The 17700-nt window shown below is 70.9% G+C and carries 18 protein-coding genes; 9 read left to right on the top strand and 9 right to left on the bottom strand.

The features are described 5' to 3' along the window. Positions 1–569 precede the first annotated feature (569 nt). Positions 570–986 carry an Hsp20/alpha crystallin family protein gene (locus VS93_RS20600; RefSeq protein WP_046471537.1) on the top strand — a complete coding sequence of 139 codons (417 nt, stop codon included), beginning with the start codon at positions 570–572 and terminating at the stop codon, positions 984–986. A 193-nt stretch (positions 987–1179) separates the two neighbouring features. On the opposite strand, the gene VS93_RS20595 is transcribed toward VS93_RS20600, so the two are convergent. From VS93_RS20595 to VS93_RS20580, 4 genes are all read right to left on the bottom strand, one after another. Then, a complete protein-coding gene (locus tag VS93_RS20595) occupies positions 1180–1644 on the bottom strand; it encodes a DUF2267 domain-containing protein (RefSeq protein WP_046471536.1) in 465 nt (154 codons plus the stop codon). A 186-nt stretch (positions 1645–1830) separates the two neighbouring features. Further along, entirely contained in the window at positions 1831–2952 is a 1122-nt protein-coding gene (locus VS93_RS20590; RefSeq protein ID WP_046471535.1) for a baeRF10 domain-containing protein, read from the bottom strand. Between the two features lie 426 nt (positions 2953–3378). Beyond that, positions 3379–4008 carry a class I SAM-dependent methyltransferase gene (locus VS93_RS20585; protein WP_236700639.1) on the bottom strand — a complete coding sequence of 210 codons (630 nt, stop codon included), beginning with the start codon at positions 4006–4008 and terminating at the stop codon, positions 3379–3381. An 8-nt stretch (positions 4009–4016) separates the two neighbouring features. Then, a complete protein-coding gene (locus VS93_RS20580) occupies positions 4017–5189 on the bottom strand; it encodes a cytochrome P450 (protein ID WP_046471534.1) in 1173 nt (390 codons plus the stop codon). Between the two features lie 91 nt (positions 5190–5280). Between VS93_RS20580 and VS93_RS20575 the strand changes: the two genes are divergently transcribed. Continuing rightward, complete coding sequence (locus VS93_RS20575) at positions 5281–5892, top strand: TetR/AcrR family transcriptional regulator (RefSeq protein WP_046471533.1); 612 nt, start codon at positions 5281–5283, stop codon at positions 5890–5892. Between the two features lie 41 nt (positions 5893–5933). Here the strand turns inward: VS93_RS20575 and VS93_RS20570 are convergent, their stop codons facing one another. Further along, positions 5934–7283, bottom strand: a complete 1350-nt coding sequence (locus VS93_RS20570; protein WP_046471532.1) for an MFS transporter — start codon at positions 7281–7283, stop codon at positions 5934–5936. Then, positions 7280–8644 carry a rhodanese-like domain-containing protein gene (locus VS93_RS20565; RefSeq protein WP_046471531.1) on the bottom strand — a complete coding sequence of 455 codons (1365 nt, stop codon included), beginning with the start codon at positions 8642–8644 and terminating at the stop codon, positions 7280–7282. The genes VS93_RS20570 and VS93_RS20565 overlap by 4 nt, the downstream gene beginning before the upstream one ends. Positions 8645–8728: 84 nt before the next feature. On the opposite strand from VS93_RS20565, the gene VS93_RS20560 reads away from it, so the two are divergent. Beyond that, positions 8729–9391: an ArsR/SmtB family transcription factor gene (locus tag VS93_RS20560; RefSeq protein ID WP_046471530.1), complete on the top strand. Its 663-nt coding sequence runs from the start codon at positions 8729–8731 to the stop codon at positions 9389–9391. Between the two features lie 142 nt (positions 9392–9533). On the opposite strand, the gene VS93_RS20555 is transcribed toward VS93_RS20560, so the two are convergent. Both VS93_RS20555 and VS93_RS20550 read right to left on the bottom strand, forming a co-directional pair. Further along, positions 9534–10757: an RNA polymerase sigma factor gene (locus VS93_RS20555; protein ID WP_046471529.1), complete on the bottom strand. Its 1224-nt coding sequence runs from the start codon at positions 10755–10757 to the stop codon at positions 9534–9536. Positions 10758–10767: 10 nt separating this feature from the next. Next, positions 10768–11121, bottom strand: a complete 354-nt coding sequence (locus VS93_RS20550; RefSeq protein WP_046471528.1) for a YciI family protein — start codon at positions 11119–11121, stop codon at positions 10768–10770. 526 nt (positions 11122–11647) lie between these two features. On the opposite strand from VS93_RS20550, the gene VS93_RS20545 reads away from it, so the two are divergent. From VS93_RS20545 to VS93_RS20525, 5 genes are all read left to right on the top strand, one after another. Then, positions 11648–12034 (top strand): VOC family protein, encoded by a 387-nt coding sequence (locus VS93_RS20545; RefSeq protein ID WP_046471527.1) that lies wholly within the window; start codon positions 11648–11650, stop codon positions 12032–12034. Between the two features lie 9 nt (positions 12035–12043). Further along, positions 12044–12433 carry a VOC family protein gene (locus VS93_RS20540; RefSeq protein ID WP_046471526.1) on the top strand — a complete coding sequence of 130 codons (390 nt, stop codon included), beginning with the start codon at positions 12044–12046 and terminating at the stop codon, positions 12431–12433. Between the two features lie 2 nt (positions 12434–12435). Then, positions 12436–13440 (top strand): sigma-70 family RNA polymerase sigma factor, encoded by a 1005-nt coding sequence (locus tag VS93_RS20535; RefSeq protein WP_046471541.1) that lies wholly within the window; start codon positions 12436–12438, stop codon positions 13438–13440. A gap of 14 nt (positions 13441–13454) precedes the next feature. Next, positions 13455–14072 carry a TIGR03086 family metal-binding protein gene (locus tag VS93_RS20530; protein WP_046471525.1) on the top strand — a complete coding sequence of 206 codons (618 nt, stop codon included), beginning with the start codon at positions 13455–13457 and terminating at the stop codon, positions 14070–14072. A gap of 340 nt (positions 14073–14412) precedes the next feature. Continuing rightward, positions 14413–15228, top strand: a complete 816-nt coding sequence (locus tag VS93_RS20525) for an alpha/beta fold hydrolase (protein ID WP_046471524.1) — start codon at positions 14413–14415, stop codon at positions 15226–15228. A gap of 382 nt (positions 15229–15610) precedes the next feature. On the opposite strand, the gene VS93_RS33105 is transcribed toward VS93_RS20525, so the two are convergent. Then, entirely contained in the window at positions 15611–16309 is a 699-nt protein-coding gene (locus VS93_RS33105; RefSeq protein WP_082127067.1) for an ATP-binding protein, read from the bottom strand. A gap of 566 nt (positions 16310–16875) precedes the next feature. Here VS93_RS33105 and VS93_RS20515 point away from each other — a divergent pair. After that, positions 16876–17649: a helix-turn-helix domain-containing protein gene (locus VS93_RS20515; RefSeq protein WP_046471523.1), complete on the top strand. Its 774-nt coding sequence runs from the start codon at positions 16876–16878 to the stop codon at positions 17647–17649. Positions 17650–17700 lie beyond the last annotated feature (51 nt).

The following is a 17700-nucleotide window of genomic DNA, read 5'->3' as shown; positions in this document are numbered from 1 at the left end:
CCCAGCCGACGCAGATGAAGCCGCCCTCCGAGCACTCCTGTCACATCTCACCCTGCCGCCCGGGAGCGATCTTGTAGACCGCGTGGTCGGGCGGGCGCGGGTCGTAGTTCTACGGCTACGCCGCCGAACAGCTCGGTGTTGACGACGACCTGGTCGAGGCACTTCGCGAACAGCTACTGCATCCCTGAGCCCACTCCGCGAGCCCGGCCCGAGGCGAGCTACCTCGCCTGGTTGGACTGCCGCGCCCTCGATTCGAGCCGCGCCCCGGCGCGAGTGCTCCGACGGCCGCGGCGGAAACGGAAACCCACCCATGAACATGCTTGGATACACGGATCATGTCCCGGAAGTCCTGTTTGCCGAGCCCGTGTAGAGAGCAGGTTCTCTCCGAGGCCGCCGGCCCCGGTCTCGATGCCGCCCGCCGGTCGGCCCGGCGAGCGGTATCCGGCGCTGCTCGGCCATGCCGCCCTGGTCCGCGTCCGGAAGAGATTTCGGCCGGATACGGAGGTGCTGTTCGGGTAGTGCCAGGCAGAAGGACGACGGAAGCCAGAGGGGTTGAGGGGGGGACAACCATGGCTGAGCTGTCACGCAGAGGAACGCTGTTTCCTGATCTGTCCGACTGGTTCGACATGCCGTTCTTCAGTGAGCGGCCCGGCATGTACCGGATACGCGTCGAGGACTTCGAAGAGGACGGCCGCTATGTCGTGCGGGCCGAGATGCCGGGCATCGACCCGGAGAAGGACGTCGACATCACCGTCGCCTCCGGCAGGCTGACGATCCGCGGCGAGCGGCGGGAGGGGAGCAAGGAGAAGCACCGCTCGGAGTTTCGCTACGGCTCCTTCGTCCGCACCGTGACCTTGCCTGAAGGGGTGGACGAGAGCGACGTACAGGCGACGTACAACAACGGGATCCTCGAGGTCAGCGTGCCGATTCCGACCAAGGAGAAGGAGAAGAAGGAGCGCCGCATTCCCGTGCAAAGAGGCAAGTGAGCGCGCCGGGCGGCGCGCGGACACGGGACGGGCGCTGTGTGCCCGCCGTGCCTCACCGGCGCCCTTGCGCTGTTCTGGACGATGACGCCCTCCCGGGCGGAGAGGATCCCCGCCCGGGACATCCCGCGATGCTCGCTCGCCTGCTGGAGTCTCCGGCCCTGGCCGCCCGGAGCGGCACGAGAGGAGCGCGGCGCTAACGGCCGGTCTCCTCTTCGGTCGAGGGGTGGCGCACCGGTTCCGATCCCAGCAACCGGCGGAGGTCGCGGGGAAGCTGCTGCAGAGTGTTGTCGAACGCGCCGTTCCCGAGATGGTCGCGGAACACCGCGGACACCACCGAGATCTTCCCCGGTGCGTCGGCGTTCGCGACCCGCGCCTCTCTGGCGAACCTGTTCACGAACTCGTCGCGATCGTAGCTGCCGGGCACCCGGCTCGGATTCCACCCGTCGTAGAACACGCCGCGCAGCAGCTCGGGAAGACCCGCCGCCAGGTGCGCGGCGACATTGACGCTCAGCCGGTCACGCACCGTGTGCAGCCACGCCCGGACCACCCGATACGTGAACTGCCGGTCCGTTGTTCCGAACCTTTCGGCCACATCGGCAAGCCACGTGTTGGTCTTATGGATACTTCGGTCGAGGTTCTCAACACCAGTGAACGACACCGTCCCCCTCCTCCAATACAGCCCCGGCGACTCCGCAGGCCTACGACGGTTCAAGGAGCGGCGACCGGGACGAACGCTCTCCGATCCGCCTCCCTCCACCGGCCCCTTACGCTTGCCCCTGCCCATCCCGACCGCGACGTACGCGGTCACGGCCCCCTGGCCGCCCCGGAAGCGCCCCGCGGCGAGTCAGCCGCCCGCTGGAACGGGAAAGCGCAGGCGGGCGACGGGGTGGCCCGGCACCGGCGCGTCGGAGTCGACTTGTTCGACGGTTCCGCCGGAGTCGAGCACGGCCACGACCATCTCCTCGTACACGTCGGGGACCGGGCGGTTCTCGGTGCCGCAGATCGCACAGGTCCTCTCCTCGAAGGCGAGGAGGTCGCAGTTGTCGCAGACGACGCCTGGCGCGGTGTCGTGGGTCCGGACGACCAGGAGGTCGACCGCCCGCTCGTTCACGGCGGAAAGGCATCCGGTGAGCCCACTGACCACGCGGGCGGCGTCCGTGCCCGCGTGCGCCCGGATGTCGTCGAGAAGCCTCCTCTGCCGTTCCCGGTTCCAGCGGTCGACGACCTCGTCGGCGTCTCGCCGCACCTCCGCCGGTGTGGCCACACGGGGGTTCGTGGTAAAGGACCCGGCGAGCCGCTCCCGCAGATGCCGCGGCAGCACGGTGCGGAACTCGGCGACACTGTGCCGCGAACCCCCCACAACGACCAGTTCGCACCCGTTTCGCCTCAAGGCGTTCTCGACCGCTTCCACCGTGTGTCGGTGGTGTCGGCGGACCAGCCCCTCTGCCCGGTTTCGGACCGTGTATTCGGCCAGCCCGTACCAGCCGGCGAAGTTGGGCTTGCGAACCCCTGGACTGACCAGGTGGTCGGATTCCCACAGCCCATCGGCCGAGGCGATGAGGAGTGTGCTGTGCTGGTGATCGGTGACCACCGCGCAGTACCGCGGACAGCGCTGCTGTGTCGCGAGAAGGGGGCGCACGTACGGACGCTGCCCGACGATCACCCGATCGGGCACTATGCGGGGAAGCCACACCTGCTCGAAGAGTCCGATCTCCCCGGAGACGAACAGCGCCACCCCGTTTCGCAGCGTGTCGTAGAGGCCGGCGACGGCGTCGCGAATGGTGTCGGCATCGCGCCTGAGCGCAGGCGCCGCACGTGGATCGATCCCCGCCTGGTACAGCTGTTCCTCAAGCCGGATCGGAACTCCCCGCTGCTCGGTGGGATCGTTGGGCAGCCCGAGATAGGCGGAGATGACAGCGCTACCCCGGGTCCGCAGCAGCCGATCAACCAATGTCCGATCGGTCACGGCTTCCCCCTTGGCCTTTTCCTTGAACAGTCGCGAGTGGAGGGTGCCATCGGCGAGCGCACGCAGCGGGGCGGTTGTTCCAGCGCCGCACCCGAACGCGCGACTTCCACGGTGGCTGCTGACCGCCCTCCGGACGGCTGCGAGCTCTTTTTTCGCTCCTGCCCGCCCCGACAAGGATCCACGCGGGTCGATAGGGCAAAGATCCAGGTCAAACGGGGTGATCGGTTTCCCGGAGCACCTTCGCCGGTGAGAAACAGGGGAAGAGACACCCCAGAAGGGGCGGTCGCGCAGCAGAGGAACAGCGAACACGCCGCGGCCGTCCTCTGTGCACCTGGTCATCGCCGGCGCAGAGGAGCTGTCAAGGCGTGCCTACCGTGCGCAGCCCGTGTCGGGGGTGTCCCCCGAACCCAGTGGCGAGGTGTGCGGTCAGGGGCGGTACGCGGTGCCGCGGATGTGGAAGGAGACCGGACTGCGGGTCGGAGGGAACAGGAAGTGGTCGATCCGCTCGATGCTGAACCCGGCCTGTTCGATGGTCGCGGCGGTGTCGCGGCCCAGGTGGCAGCCGCCCACCAGTGGCGGCCAGACGGTGGCGTCCAGTAGGCGTTGCAGTCGGGCCAGACCGGGGGTGGGTGCGCGGACGTGCTCCAGGAAACGGGTCCGCCCTCTCGGCCTGAGCACGCGGGCGGTCTCGGCCAGAACCGCGCCGGGGTCGGGAACGGTGCACAGCACCAGGGCGAAGACGGCGGCGTCTCGGCTGCCGTCAGGGGCGGGCAGGTCCTCTCCCAGGCCGTCGGCCACGGTGACGGGGACCGGGGCGTGCCGGGCGGCGGCGCTTGCGAGTGCGCGCAGGCGCGGTTCGGGCTCCACCGCCAGGACGTGGCTGACCGTGGTCGGGTAGTGGGCGAAGTTCCCGCCGTCGCCGGCGCCGATCTCGATGATCTCGCCGGTCAGCCCGGCGAGCAGTATCCGGCGCTGCTCGGCCATGCCGCCCTGGTCCATGGCCCGGCTCATGCGGGGGTAGAGGCGGGCGAAGATCGGGTGGTGCGCGCTGGGCACGGTGGTCCTCACCAGGTCACGGGAAGTTCGGTCAGGCCGCCGGTGAGCACGTCGCGGTTGAGGGTCAGTTCCGCTACCTCCACGGCCGGCCGCATCGCCGGAAAGCGCGGGATGAGCTGGGCGAAGACGGTCCGAAGCTCGATGCGGGCCAGGGGCGCGCCGATGCAGTAGCGCGATCCGTGTCCGAAGGTGAGGTGGCCGGCGGCCTGCCGGGTCGCCTCGAAACGGTCGGGGTCGGTGAAGACGGCGGGGTCGTGGTTGGCGGCGCCGGTGTCGAGCAGCACCAGCTCGTCGGGGCGGACGGGCGTTCCGGCGATGTCCAGGTCGGTGTGCGCGTAGCGGGGAATGCCGCCGCCCGCGTTGGCCGGGGCGCGCAGGACCTCCTCAACCGCGGTGTCGACCAGCCCGGGGTCGGCCAGGAGGGCCCGCCACTGGTCGGGGTGGGCCAACAGCAGCAGGGCGCCCAGGCCGATGGCCACGACCGTGGTCTCGTGCCCGGCGAACAGCAGCGACATGCCCAGCATGGCGGCTTCGTCGTCGCCGACGCCATCGGTCGCGCACAGGTGCGAGATGACGTCGTCGCCGGGTTCGCGCCGCTTGCGGGCCACCAGTTCCCGCCCATAGGAGAACAGGTCGGCCAGGCCTTGTTCGGAGCGGGCGCGGTCGCGCACGTCGGCGGCGGCCTGGGTCCAGACGCGGAATCGGTCGCGGTCGGCGTGGGGAACGCCGAGCAGCTCGCAGATCACCGCGATCGGCAGCGGCAGGGCCAGCGCCCGGTTTAGGTCGGCCGGTGGACCCTGCCAGGCGAGGTCGTCGAGCAGGGCGGTGGTGAGCGCCTCCACGCGGGGGCGCAGTGCGCGCATGCGCTTGGGCGAGAAGTGCGGCCGCAGCAGTGCGCGCATGCGCGCGTGATCGGCGTGTTCGGTGCCGTAGTCGCCGAGCGGGCCGCCGAACAGGGCCGACTCTCCGGTGCGGGCGGCGGTGTGCGGGGCAGGGTGGGAGCGGCCGAGCCGGTCGTCGTCCAGCAGGCGCCGCACCTCCTCGTACCCGGTGACCAGCCACGCCTCATCGCCCACCGCGGTACGGACCCGGTGGACGGGCCCGCGGGTCCGCAGCTCGTGCAGTACAGGGGCGGGCCGGAGTGGATGGGGCTGCTCGAACGGCAACTGGACAGGGGTCATCACGCCACACTTTCCGTAGACACCAACTTGTATACTCAGTCATAAACAAGATTAGTTGTATACTTCGTTGCAAACAAGTGGAAGGGTGAGCATGGGAACCGGCGAGCAGGAGGCACACGAACGACCGGCGGCGCGCGGGCCGGTGCGCCGGCTACGCAGGGCCGAGCGGCGCGAGCAGATCCTCGACGCCGCCACCCGCGCCTTCGCACGCACCGGGTTCGCCGCGACCGGCCTGGACGACATCGCCGCCGAGGCCGCGATCACCCGCGTGCTCCTCTACCGGCACTTCGAGTCCAAGGCCGACCTCTACCGGGCGGTACTCGACCGCACCTGTGAACGCCTCGACCAGCGGGTGGGTGCCGACGAATTCGACGACAGCGCCATCCCGGCACTGCTGCGCGCCGCGGCCGAGGACCCCGACGCCTTCCGGCTGCTGTTCCGGCACGCCGTGCGGGAACCGGAGTTCCGCGAGCTGGTGGAAGGCCTCACCGCCGCCTCTGTGGGGATCGCTTCCAGAAACCTCGCCGCGCAGCTTCCCGGCGGGCCGTGGACCGACTGGGCCTCACGCCTGGTTCCCGCTCTCACCATCGAAGCGGTCATCGCCTGGCTGGACGCCGGCCGGCCCGACCCCGACACCGCCGCCGAACGCATCTCCCACGCGGTTCACGGCGTCATCCACGCCGCCCGGCCCTCCGCCCCCTGACCGGGGCGGAGGGCCTACCACGGCACTCGTACGGCCGGGGTTCACGGCCGCGGTGCGGTCTCCTCCTCGCCCCGATCGCGGCGGTCGGCGGGGTGGGTTTCGTACATACGCATCGCGACCAGCAGTCCTGAGAGGGCGGTGACGGCGGCGACGGCCCACACAGCGGCACGCAGGCCGAACAGATCGGCGACGACGCCGGCGACCAGAGCCCCGGCAGCGAAGCCTCCGTCGCGCCAGAGCCGGTAGACCCCGACGGTACGGGCACGCCATGCCGGGTGCGCGACGTCACCGATGGCGGCCAGCAGGGTGGGATAGACCATGGCGGTGCCCAGCCCCAGCAGGACGGCGGCCAGGGCCCAGGTACTGAAGGCCGACGCCGCGGCGATGACGCCCAGGGCCGCGGCCTGGAGCAGCATCCCGGTGGTGATGAGGTGCTTGCGGCCCCAACGGTCCGACAGCGCGCCGGTGCCCAGTTGGGCCGCGCCCCACACCGCCGGATAGATCGCGCCCAACCAGCCGATCTGGCTGACGGAGAGTCCGGCGGTGGCGAACAGCACAGGGAACAGCCCCCAGGCCAGGCCGTCGTTGAGGTTGTTGACCATGCCGGCCTGACTGGCTGAGGACAGCGCCGGCTCGCGGAAACTGGTCAGGGTGAAGATCCGACCCATGGTGAGGGCGGGGCGGTCGGCGTCCGGAGAGAACACCGCGCCGCGGAGCGGCTCCGTTGAGGATGGTGGAGGGCGACGGGTGGGCGGGGCATGGGTGGCCGCTTCGGCGTCGGCGTGGCCGCGGGTCTCGCGCACCGCCAGCAGTGACAGCCCCAGCCCGAGGGCGAGGTAGGCCGCGCCCAGCAGGAAGGGCGCCGGACGCAGCCCGAACTGCTCAGCGAGGTAGCCGGTGGCCATCGCGGTCGCGGCGACGGCGAGGTAGCCGGCGGCTTCGTTGAATCCCATGGCCAGGCCGCGCCGGTGCGGCCCCACCAGGTCGATCTTCATGATGACGGTGGTCGACCAGGTCAGGCCCTGGTTGAGGCCGAGCAGCACGTTGGCCGCCACCACCCATCCCCAGGACGGGGCGAGGATCAGCATCGCCGGCACCGGTAGGGCGATCAGCCAGCCCGCCACCAGCACGGGTTTGCGGCCGAAGCGGTCCGACCAGGTCCCGGCGAAGAGGTTCGCCGCGGCTTTGGTGACACCGAAGGCGAAGATGAAGGTCAGTGCGCCGGTGTAGGCCGAGACCTCGAACACTCGCTCGCCCAGCAGGGACAGCACGATGCGCTCTTGGCCGAGCATCCCGCCGACCAGGGCGTTGACCGCGACCAGCAGGACGAACTGTGCGGCGTTGGCGCGCAGCCCCAGTACCGGAGCGGTTCCGCCGGCAGCGCGCGTCACCGCCCTTCCTCCAGGTCGCGTCCGGTGGTCTCGGCCCAGTCTCCGGGGCCGCCCTCCAGCACGGCCAGGTCGTTGTTTCCGGCGCGGGCCAGCAGGCTGGCGGCGGTGGCCGCGCGTTCGCCGTGCCCGCACATCACCACATGCGGGCCCCGGGCGAGTCCGCCCGCCTGTCCGGGCAGGTCGCCGAGCTCGCTGTGCAGGGCACCGGGAACATGGCCGGCGGTGTACTCGGTTTCCTGGCGCACGTCCAGCACCGGACGGTCGCCCATCTGCGCGGCGGTGACCAGCGACAGAGAGGAGGTGGCGAATCCGGCCGCCTCCCACGCCGCCATTCCGCCCTCCAGCACGCTGAGGGAGCCCTCATGGCCGATCTTGGCGGCCTGCCGGGCCGCTTCCGCAGCGTCACTGTGCTGCTCGGCGACCATGACGAGCGCGGCACCGGGATCCAGCAGCCAGCCGAGCCAACTGGCGAACTGTGGGCGCAGCGCGTTGGAGAGCGCTCCGGGGATGTGGCCTGCGGTGAAGGCGGGTACGGGGCGCACGTCAACGACCTGGGCGCCCTCGGCCATTGCGGCGCGCGCCTGTTCGGGGCTCAAGCCGGCGAGGGGCGGAGATTCGGGCACCAGGGCCGGGCCGCGGCGGTTCACCTCGGCCAGCCGCAGGAAGTAGGGCGGGAAGCTGCCCAGGTCGGCGATCAGCGCGTCCGCGAACGCCTCAGCGTCGGGGGCGGCCAGCAGCGGGTTGGCGGCCCGCTCCGCGCCGATGGTGGAGACGCGGTGCGCGCCGGGCGGGGCCGAGCAGAACGACCCGGCCCCGTGCGTGGGCCACACCGCGGTCTCATCGGGCAGTTCGGCCAGGCGACGCAGCGAGGCGTACTGGGCGCGGGCGAGCTCGTGGGTGCGCTCCGGATCGACCAGATCGGTGCGGGCCGCCGCCCCGACGACCAGCGACCCGCCGGTGAACACCCCCAGGACGCGCGGGCCGTCGCACAGCAGGTAGGCCAGATGCTCGCGGGTGTGGCCCGGAGTGGCCAGGAAACGCAGCGTGAGCCCGCCCAAGTCCAGCTCATCGCCCTCCCCCATCCGGAGGTGGGGGAATTCCCGCCCGCCCGCGGCCGAGGCGATCACCGACGCGCCCTCCTCCCGGAGTTGGCGGGCGCCGGAGACGAAGTCGGCGTGCAGGTGGGTCTCGGCCACGAAGCGGACGCGCAGCCCTCGCCTGGCGACGGCGGCGCGCAACGCGCGCAGGTCGCGCGAGACGTCCACGGCTAACGCGCCGCCATCACCCAGATCGACAAGGTAGGCGCTGTTGCCCAACCCCTCATCGACCAGTGGCACCAGGTGAGATGCGGTGAAGTCCACGGTGGTCCTCCTCAGAACGGCCGGCGGGGGTCGCCGCACCCGCCACTACGCTACAATATTCCAAAGATATTTGGAGGATGAATGATGGCGGGTACCGGTACCAAGACAGCGCTGCTGGAGCAGTTCGCCCGGATCGGCAGGGCCCTGGCCAACCCGGCGCGACTGGAACTACTGGACCTGCTCGCCCAGGGCGAGCGAAGCGTGGACGACCTCGCCCGCGCCGCGGGGATGCGACTGAGCAATACCTCCGCCCAGCTCAAGGCACTCCAGGCCGCCGGCCTGGTGCACACCCGCAAAGAGGGCGTCCACGTCTACCACCGGCTGGCCGGGGACGACGTCGAGCACACCGTCGAAGCACTCAAGGACCTGGCCCGCACCCGGCTGGCCGCGGCCGAGCAGGCCGCCCGCGCCTACCTCGGCGACGTGGCCGCGCTGGAACCCATCGGGCACGCCGAACTGGCCCGCCGCCTCAACGAGGGCACCGCGGTCGTGATCGACGTGCGCCCCGCGGCCGAGTACGCCGCCTCCCACATCCCCGGTGCGCTCTCCATCCCCTTGGACGAGCTGGCCGCCCGCCTGGACGCATTGCCGCGCGACACCAGAATCGTGGCCTACTGCCGCGGCCCCTACTGCGCCTACGCCCCCGAAGCGGCGCGCACCATGCGCGCCCACGGCCTGACCGCCCACCCGCTGCAGGGCGGCCTGCCCCAATGGCGCCGCGCCGGCCTGCCCACCGAGAACCCGTAGGCTCCTCGCACCGGCCCCGGCGACTTCTCCGTGTTCGACCTTCGCGTGCCGTTCGCCTCGGGACGCTGCTGCGGCTGCGCCGCTCGGTGTGCGAGCGCTGGAACCGGCGGCCCTGAGCGCCGTTCCCGGCGGGCGGGGCCGGTTACGCTCTGGTGAGCGCCTGGCGGTTGCGCCGCAGGAAGTCGCGTTCGGCCGCGTTCCGGGTGCGGGCGATCGCCGCCTCGTAGGCCAGCGCCGCCTCGGCGGTGCAGCCCAGGCGCCGCAGCAGGTCGGCGCGGATGGCGTGGAACAGGTGGTGGTGATCGAGGTCGAGGGCGTCGACGAGGGTGAGCGCCGCCTCGGCACCCTCGGTCTCGGCCACCGCGACCGCGCGGTTCAGCGCCACGATCGGGGTCGGGGTGAGCGAGTAGAGCTGGTCGTAGAGCCGCAGGACCTGCCGCCAGTCCGTGGCCGCCGCGGTCGGCGCGTCGCTGTGCACTGCGTTGATCGCAGCCTGGATCTGGTAGGGGCCGGGCCGGTTGCGCCGCAGGCACACCCGCACGAGGGTCTGCCCTTCGACGACGAGGCCGCGGTCCCAGAGGCCGCGATCCTGGTCGGCCAGCGGTACGAGGCCGCCTTCCGGGCCGGTGCGGGCGGTTCGGCGCGACTCGACGAGCAGCATGAGCGCGAGCAGCCCCATGACCTCCGGTTCGTCGGGCATGAGCTCGACCAGGAGCCGTCCGAGGCGGACGGCCTCGGCGCAGAGGTCCTCGCGGGCGAGCGCCTCGCCCGAGCTCGCCGTGTAGCCCTCGTTGAAGATGAGGTAGACGACGGCCAGCACGGCCCGCAACCGCTCGGGCAGGTCGGCCTCGTTCGGGACCCGGTAGGGGATCCGCGCGTCGCGAATCTTGTTCTTTGCCCGGACCAGCCGCTGGGCCATGGTGGGCTCGGCCACCAGGAAGGCGCGCGCGATCTCCGCTGTGGTGAGCCCGCCCAGGAGGCGCAGCGTCAGAGCGACCTGGGCGCCGGTGGCCAGAGCGGGATGGCAGCAGGTGAAGATCAGGCGCAGCCGATCGTCGCGCACGGGCCCCTCCTCCCCTGGGTCGTCCGGGGTGTGCAGCATGGCCGCCTGGACGTGCCGGTCCTGGCGGGAGGACTCCCGGCGCAGCCGGTCGATCGCCCGGTTGCGGGCGGTGGTGATGATCCAGCCGGCCGGACTCGGGGGAAGTCCGGCCGAGGGCCACCGTTGGACCGCCGCGACGAACGCGTCCTGGACCGCCTCCTCGGCGAGGTCGATGTCACCGAAGTGGCCGGCCAGCACGGCCACGGCGCGGCCGTGCTCCTCGCGGAACACGCGTTCGACCCGCGAGGCGGACACCTTCGGCATACCGGGACCCCTACCCGCAGGTCCCGTACTGCAGCGGCCTGACCTCGATCGGCAGGGTGATCGCGCGGGCGAACTTGCGCCCCCATTCGAGGGCCGCGTCGAGGTCGGGCGCCTGGATGACCGTGAACCCGCCGATGTGCTCCTTTCCTTCGATGTAGGGGCCGTCGGTGGTGAGCACCTCGTCGTCCTTGAGCCGCACCACGGTAGCCGTGCTCGGCGGGTGCAGCCCCCCGGCGAACACCCAGGCGCCGGCCGCCCTGAGCTCGGCGTTGACGGCCTCCAGGTCCCGCATGATCGGCTCCAGGACCTCCGGCGGCGGGGGCTCCCCGTCGGGCTGGTAGATGCTGATCAGGTACTGCTTCATGGCCGTTCCTCCTTGTTCCTCCTTGAGTCACCGACGGCTCCGTGCCGGCCTCTCACCCTCTATACGAACGGCCCCGATCCGGATCGACACCGCGGCACGACCGCGTCGCGGGATTTTCCGGCCCGCACCACAGCGGAGGCGGCTCCGGGCCCGGGGGCGCCAACGGCCGGCTCCCGCGGCCCGAACCTCCGCCCTGTCCAGGTCGGGCGGTCCGCGGCAGGGGTCCGGGGGCCGCCGCGCGGAGATGCACATCACAACGGGCACCGATGAGTTTCGTGCCGCCCACTGGTCTCAATGGCGGTGTTCGCCGTGCTCGCCGTGGCGCTGCTCCGGCCGACCGACCGGGCCGCTCCCTGAGTGCCCGCGGTCGGGTGGGGGCGGCGGCCCGTTCCACGGCCGGCGCCGCAACGCGGCGGTCGCCCCTGTCCGTCCCCATCGAAGAAGACGGCCGAGCGGGCGATGAGTTTCCCCACGCCGCCCGGTCTGCACCGGTAACAGCCGAAACAGGAGGAAGGGTAAGGAGAACATGAAGCGACCCAGCCTGGACAGCATCCTGCTCGCCAGCACCGACCCGGAGCGGCTGCGTTCCTGGTACGCCGCGGCTCTGGAGCCCGAGGAGGACACCAAGGTGGACTCCTACCGGGTGCTCAGGTTCGGCACGTTCCATGTGCTGATCGACAGCCGCGACGACATCGCGGGGACCAATCCCGAGCCCGGCCGGGTGATCCTCAACTTCGATGTGGCCGACGCGCGGGCCGTCGCCGCGCGCCTCGACGACATGGGCGCGCGGTGGCTCGCGGAGCTCGAGGACCGCGAGGGCAGCCTGTTCGCCACGGCGATCGACCCCGACGGCAACTACGTCCAAATCATCCAGCTCAGCGAGGAACACCGGAAAGCCATGGAGACCGGTTAGGAGGCGGCCATGTTCGGCAGCACCAAGGCGTTCAGCAGCTTCGCGGTGGACGACACCGCCGCGGCGAAGAGATTCTACGGCGAGACGCTCGGACTGAAGGTGTCCGAGGTTCCGGGGATGGAGAAGTACGGGGTGCTCTCCCTGCACATCGCGGACGACCGGGACATCCTGGTCTACCCCAAGCCGGACCACACGCCGGCCACCTACACCATCCTCAACTTTCCCGTGGACGACATCGACCGGGCCGTCGACGAACTGGCCGAGCGGGGAGTCCGCTTCCTGCGCTACGAGGGGTTCGAACAAGACGCCAAGGGCGTCGCCCGCGGCGGGGACGGTCCACTGATCGCGTGGTTCGGCGATCCCGCCGGCAACGTTCTCTCCGTACTGCAAGAGCAGTAGTGTTGACAACTGTGGTGGAGCATCCGTTCCAGCGGGATTTCGCGACTCTCGCGGATCCCTACCGGCGCGAGCTGATGGCGCACTGCTACCGCATGCTCGGCTCCGTGCACGACGCCGAGGACCTGGTCCAGGAGACCTATCTGCGGGCGTGGCGGGCCTACGACAGGTTCGAGGGGCGCTCCAGTCTGCGGACCTGGCTCTATCGGATCGCCACGAGCGCCTGCCTGACCGCGCTGGAGGGCCGGGGCAGGCGCCCCTTGCCCACCGGGCTGGGCGGGCCGACCTCCGAACCGGAGGGCGCCCTGGTCGAGCGGTCCGAGGTTCCCTGGCTGGAGCCGGCACCCGACACGGTGGTCGGGGCCGAGGACTCCGATCCGGGGACCGTGGTCGCCTCGCGCGAGAGTGTCCGGCTGGCCTTCATCGCCGCCCTGCAGTACCTGCCGCCCCGGCAGCGCGCGGTGCTGGTCCTGCGCGACGTTCTGAAGTTCCGGGCGGCCGAGGTCGCCGGGGCGCTGGGCGTCTCCACCACAGCGGTCAACAGCCTGCTCCAGCGCGCCCGGGTCCAGCTCGACCAGGCGATGCCGCGCGAGGAGGACATCACCGAGCCCGCGGCCTCGGACCAGCGCGAGCTGCTGGACCGCTACGTCGCGGCCTTCGAGAACTACGACATCCCCGCGATAGTCGAGCTGTTCAGCGCGGACGCCGTCTGGGAGATGCCGCCGTTCCTGACCTGGGTACGGGGGGCCGAGAACATCGGCCGGCTGGTCGCGACCCAATGCCCCGCCAAGGGCCCCGGCGACCAGTTGCTCATCTCGTCGGCGGCCAACGGCCAGCCCGCGTTCGGGCTCTACATGCGCGACGAGAACGGTGCGCACCGCGCCTTCCACCTCCAGGTGCTCACCGTGACCCCCTCGGGAATCACCCACGTGGCCGCGTTCTTCGACACCACCCTGTTCGCCACCTTCGGCCTGCCAGAGGCTCTACCCGCCCTGCCGCAGCACCGCTGACCCCGGAGGGCATCATGAATGAGCGGGCCCGGGACGGGCTGCTCGGCGCTGTCCCCCTGCTCGAACGCGCGACCGGTTACACCCTGGGCAGCCTCAACCTGATCACGGCGGGAGCGCTGGGACATCCCACCCCCTGTCCTGACTGGGAGCTGGGCGCACTGCTGGAACACATGGACGACTCCATGGCCGCGCTGTACAAGGCGGCCGACACCGGCCTCGTCGACCCCACGCCGCTCTACGGGGGCAGTGCTCCCGCCGCCGGCACCGCGGCGATGGTACGGGAACGGGCACACCAACTGCTGGGGGCGTTAACGCGGGCGGACGGCTCGGCTGTCGTCTCCGTTGCCGGCTGCCCGCTGACGATCCGCATCGTGGCCGGCGCCGGGGCCATCGAGGTCGCCGTTCACGGATGGGACGTCGCCCGGGCGTGCGGGCACGACCGCCCGGTCCCACCGCGGCTCGCCGAGGAGCTGCTCCAGGTGGCCACGCTGCTGATCACCGAAGCCGACCGGCCCGCGCGCTTCGCCCCGCCGCTGCCGCTGCCCGATCGGGCCGGTCCGAGCGAACGGTTGGTCGCCTTCACCGGTCGCGACCCCGGCTGGAGAACGGCCGCCCGGTCCGTACGTCGGTAAGTGGCGAGACGCCCGGCGGCGCCCCGCCACCGGGAATCAGCCGACGAGCCGGGTCCCGGCACCGCTGGTGGCGTAATCTCGCACGTAAGGGGGCCTAGAACGCTTCGGACCGCTCGAACGGCGGGCGGCTGTGGGCTTGCCGGAGCGTTCACGGCGGCCGGAGGGGCTGCGCGGTCTCGCCCGCGGGCCGGAGCTGACCGAGCGAGGGACCACCGGCGGACTTCGCGCGGTACCGCCCGCGGGACCACGGCGCGTTCCTCTGGACCACTGGCCCGGGCACGAACGGCGCGGGCGGTACGGCAACACGCTCGCACCGGATTCCGCGAGGCGGTGACGAGCGATGACCACCGAGTTGGCGACCACGGTGACCTCCCGGGACGGCACACCCATCGGCTACTGGACCAGCGGCGCCGGCCCGCCGCTCGTGCTGGTCCACGGGAGCACCGCCGACCACACCCGATGGCGGACCGTGCTGCCGTACCTGGAGCCGAACGCGACCGTGCACGCGGTGGACCGCCGGGGCCGCGGCGCCAGCGGAGACGCCCGCGACTACGCGCTTGAGCGCGAGTTCGAGGACGTCGCCACGGTGGTCGACGCGGCGGCCGAGGCGGCCCGTGCACCGGTCGACCTGCTGGGCCACTCGTTCGGCGCGCTGTGCTGCCTGGGAGGCGCGGCGCTGGCGACCGGCCTGCGGCGGCTGGTGCTCTACGAGCCCGCGGGGACGTCCGTCGACGACCCGATCCCGCCGGAGCTGATCGGGCGGCTGGAGGCGTTGCTGGCCGAGGACCGGCGCGAGGAGGTGCTGGTGACGTTCTTCCGGGAAGCGGTCCAGATACCCGAGCCCCAGCTGGACGTCCTGCGGTCGCTGCCCGCCTGGCAGGGCCGGGTGGCGGCGGCCCACACGATCGCCCGTGAACTGCGGGCGATCGAGTCCCACCGGTACGACCCCGCCGACATCGCCGCCGTTACCGTGCCCACGCTGGTCCTCGCCGGAGGCGAGAGCCCGGCCGGGGTGCGCGGCATCTGCGACGCGGTGGCCGGCGCCCTGCCCCACGGCCGGCTCGCGGTGCTGGAGGGGCAGCAGCACGTCGCCATGGACACCGCGCCCGAACTGTTCGGCCGACTCGTCGCGGAGTTCCTCGCACAGGAAGGGTGAGCACCGCGGCCGACGCCGCCAGGACGGCGGCAGTGGTGACAGCGGCGGACCGGGGAATGCGCCGCCGGTCTTTCGAAACGGAGGAACTGCGGGAGGACATGCAGAATCCGGTGTTCTCTTTCGTGTCGCGGGGTGAGCACCGAGAAATCAGGCCGGAAAGAGATGTATCCGGGTTTCGCGCGGTCCGTTCGGCCGAGTCTAGAAACCGTCACCGGCCCGTCAGCACCGTCACCGGATAACGACTTTCCGCTCGGGAGGGAAAGGAGAAACCTGGCCCGGAGGCGTCGCTCGGAGAGGGGAAACGGGCGCGTATCCGGGCCAGGAGCTACTTGCCGCGCCCGGCGCCTCGCATCAGGGGCGGTTCCGGCTCGCGGGGACGGGATCAGAGGCGCGCGAGCCTCGCCCAGACGGCCTTTCCGTCGGACAGGTCCTCCACTCCCCAGTGCCCGTCGGTGAGGGGACCGACGACCAGGCTCAGGCCGCGCCCGTGCTCGTCCAGCGCCTCCGGAGCGGTGCTCAGGGAAAAGCCCCGCCAGGGGTCGATGACGGCGATCCGGATCCCCTCCGGTTCGCGCTCCAGGCTGAGCAGGACGTCGCCGGCGGCGCGGGGCACCGCATGGCGCACAGCGTTGGTGACCAGTTCGCTCACCACAAGCTGGGCATCCTCGGCCAGGGAGGAGAGCCCCCACTCGTGCAGGCGTTCCGCCACCAGACAGCGGGCGACCGCGGGAAGTCCTTCGGCCCGGCGATCAGCCTGGAAAGGCAGAGCGCCTCGTCGTATCGCGACGCCTCTTGGGCATCGGCATCGGCGTATGACGTGCGGCTGACAACAGTCACCGGCATGATGGCCCTTCGGTCGTATTACGGGTCTGATGGGCTGCGCGTACTCGGCGACCGGCCAACACCGATATCCGGCGCTGTGACCGGATCGGGCGCACAGAGCGGAAAGCCGCCGGTCGGTGGGACGATCCCGGGCGCGCCGCCCCCAAACGCACTGGCACGCCCGGAATCGGGTCGGAACCTCTACCGCTTCGACGTGGCGCCACCAAGGTGTGACCGACGCTCTCCACACCGGATTCATACCTCAATATCGGCCACACTTTCCCAATCACCACGCCAGTATGTCCCGTGCCATCAAGCGTAGCGCCGAGGAAACTGATCTTCAACTACCGTCACAAAAAACTGGTAATCTTTCCACGCGAGTAGAACTACCGTACCGGTCGTATTCTCCCTGCACGCAGACTCGGAGGAAGGGGCGACCGCGCGAGACCTCACCGGGGAAATGGGCCGGCCGCACCCACGCGCGGTGCGAGGAGCGCTCCCGGCCATCGACGACACCCCCACGGGCGCGCACTCAGTGCGCCGTTGCTATACCTCGGTAGCACACCCCACTGAAACTGCATGACAGGAGTAGATCTACCTGGGAGCGCGAGTTTAGGCTCGCGACGGGCAACAATCAACTTCTGTAGCGAAGTGGAATGGGAACTTTCGATCCCAGTAAGCCCCGGCGGAACTCTCGGAGCATCGGAGAAGGAGATCCTTTGACGGAGCCGAGGCAGCGAGGTCGCTCTCCCGCCGACCTGGTACGCAGCGCCTCCCGGGTGCAGCGCGCGCCAGAGCGCCGTCTCACGCCGCGGAAGCGCAGCCGTGGCTGAACACCACCGGCCGCGGTCGTTCGCCGCCACCCTCGACAACCTTTGTAGGAACCCTGTAGGGCGTCGGAGCGGCTTCACCAATACCGAGCTGGCGCGGGACATCGGTGAACTCGGCGGCGACATCACCGACGGCTACATCTCCCAACTGCGCAAGGGGCAGCGCGACAATCCCACCCTGCAGACCGTGGAGGATCTGGCCGCCGCGCTCGACGTGTGCCCCGCTGTGTTCATCGGCGGGCGGAGAGATCGGAGAGGAGACGAGCGGCCGCGCCTGTCCTTTCCGGCCAAGCTCCGGCGCCTGTTCAGGGTGGTCTATCCCCCGGGCCGGGGCCCTTACACCCCGGAAGAGGTAGCCAAGACGATCAGCGAGAACGGCCAGTTCGGGTCGATCTCGTCCAGCTATATCCGGGAACTGCTCAATCCACCGCCGGCGGAACCGCCCAATCCACGCCTCAAGCACCTTCTGGGGCTGGCCGGCCATTTCCGCCTGACAGAAGACAGCGGCCCGCAGGCGGCCTACTTCCTCGACGACGAGCTGGCCGGCACGGTCGACACCGAACTCGACGAGTTCGCCGCTCGCAGGGACGCCGGGATCGTCGACTTCGTCGCCAGGATGGTCGAGGAGACATCGGCGTGGAGCCCCGAGATGCGCCGCCAGACCCTGGAGGCCGTCATCCAGGCCGTGGAGTCGGCCGACGCCAGTTGGATCCTCCCCTTCCGCCGTTCGGCCCCGCCGCCAAGCCAGGAGGGGGACAATATCTCCTAGCCGACGGCGCCCGCACCGGAGCGGCGGGCTGTATGGACACGGCCGAACCGG

This window comes from Allosalinactinospora lopnorensis (assembly GCF_000981225.1).
Classification (GTDB): domain Bacteria; phylum Actinomycetota; class Actinomycetes; order Streptosporangiales; family Streptosporangiaceae; genus Allosalinactinospora; species Allosalinactinospora lopnorensis.
Note: the sequence above shows the minus strand (reverse complement) of the source record. Positions and strands in the feature narration are given on the sequence as shown.

Excerpts from the sequence above, each read along its gene's own strand:
- VS93_RS33105 (WP_082127067.1), bottom strand. The coding sequence starts at position 16,309 with ATGAATCCGGTGTGGAGAGCGTCGGTCACACCTTGGTGGCGCCACGTC.
- VS93_RS20545 (WP_046471527.1), top strand. The coding sequence starts at position 11,648 with ATGAAGCGACCCAGCCTGGACAGCATCCTGCTCGCCAGCACCGACCCG.
- VS93_RS20525 (WP_046471524.1), top strand. The coding sequence starts at position 14,413 with ATGACCACCGAGTTGGCGACCACGGTGACCTCCCGGGACGGCACACCC.
- VS93_RS20555 (WP_046471529.1), bottom strand. The coding sequence starts at position 10,757 with ATGCCGAAGGTGTCCGCCTCGCGGGTCGAACGCGTGTTCCGCGAGGAG.
- VS93_RS20600 (WP_046471537.1), top strand. The coding sequence starts at position 570 with ATGGCTGAGCTGTCACGCAGAGGAACGCTGTTTCCTGATCTGTCCGAC.
- VS93_RS20530 (WP_046471525.1), top strand. The coding sequence starts at position 13,455 with ATGAATGAGCGGGCCCGGGACGGGCTGCTCGGCGCTGTCCCCCTGCTC.
- VS93_RS20560 (WP_046471530.1), top strand. The coding sequence starts at position 8,729 with ATGGCGGGTACCGGTACCAAGACAGCGCTGCTGGAGCAGTTCGCCCGG.
- VS93_RS20580 (WP_046471534.1), bottom strand. The coding sequence starts at position 5,189 with ATGACCCCTGTCCAGTTGCCGTTCGAGCAGCCCCATCCACTCCGGCCC.
- VS93_RS20540 (WP_046471526.1), top strand. The coding sequence starts at position 12,044 with ATGTTCGGCAGCACCAAGGCGTTCAGCAGCTTCGCGGTGGACGACACC.
- VS93_RS20575 (WP_046471533.1), top strand. The coding sequence starts at position 5,281 with ATGGGAACCGGCGAGCAGGAGGCACACGAACGACCGGCGGCGCGCGGG.
- VS93_RS20550 (WP_046471528.1), bottom strand. The coding sequence starts at position 11,121 with ATGAAGCAGTACCTGATCAGCATCTACCAGCCCGACGGGGAGCCCCCG.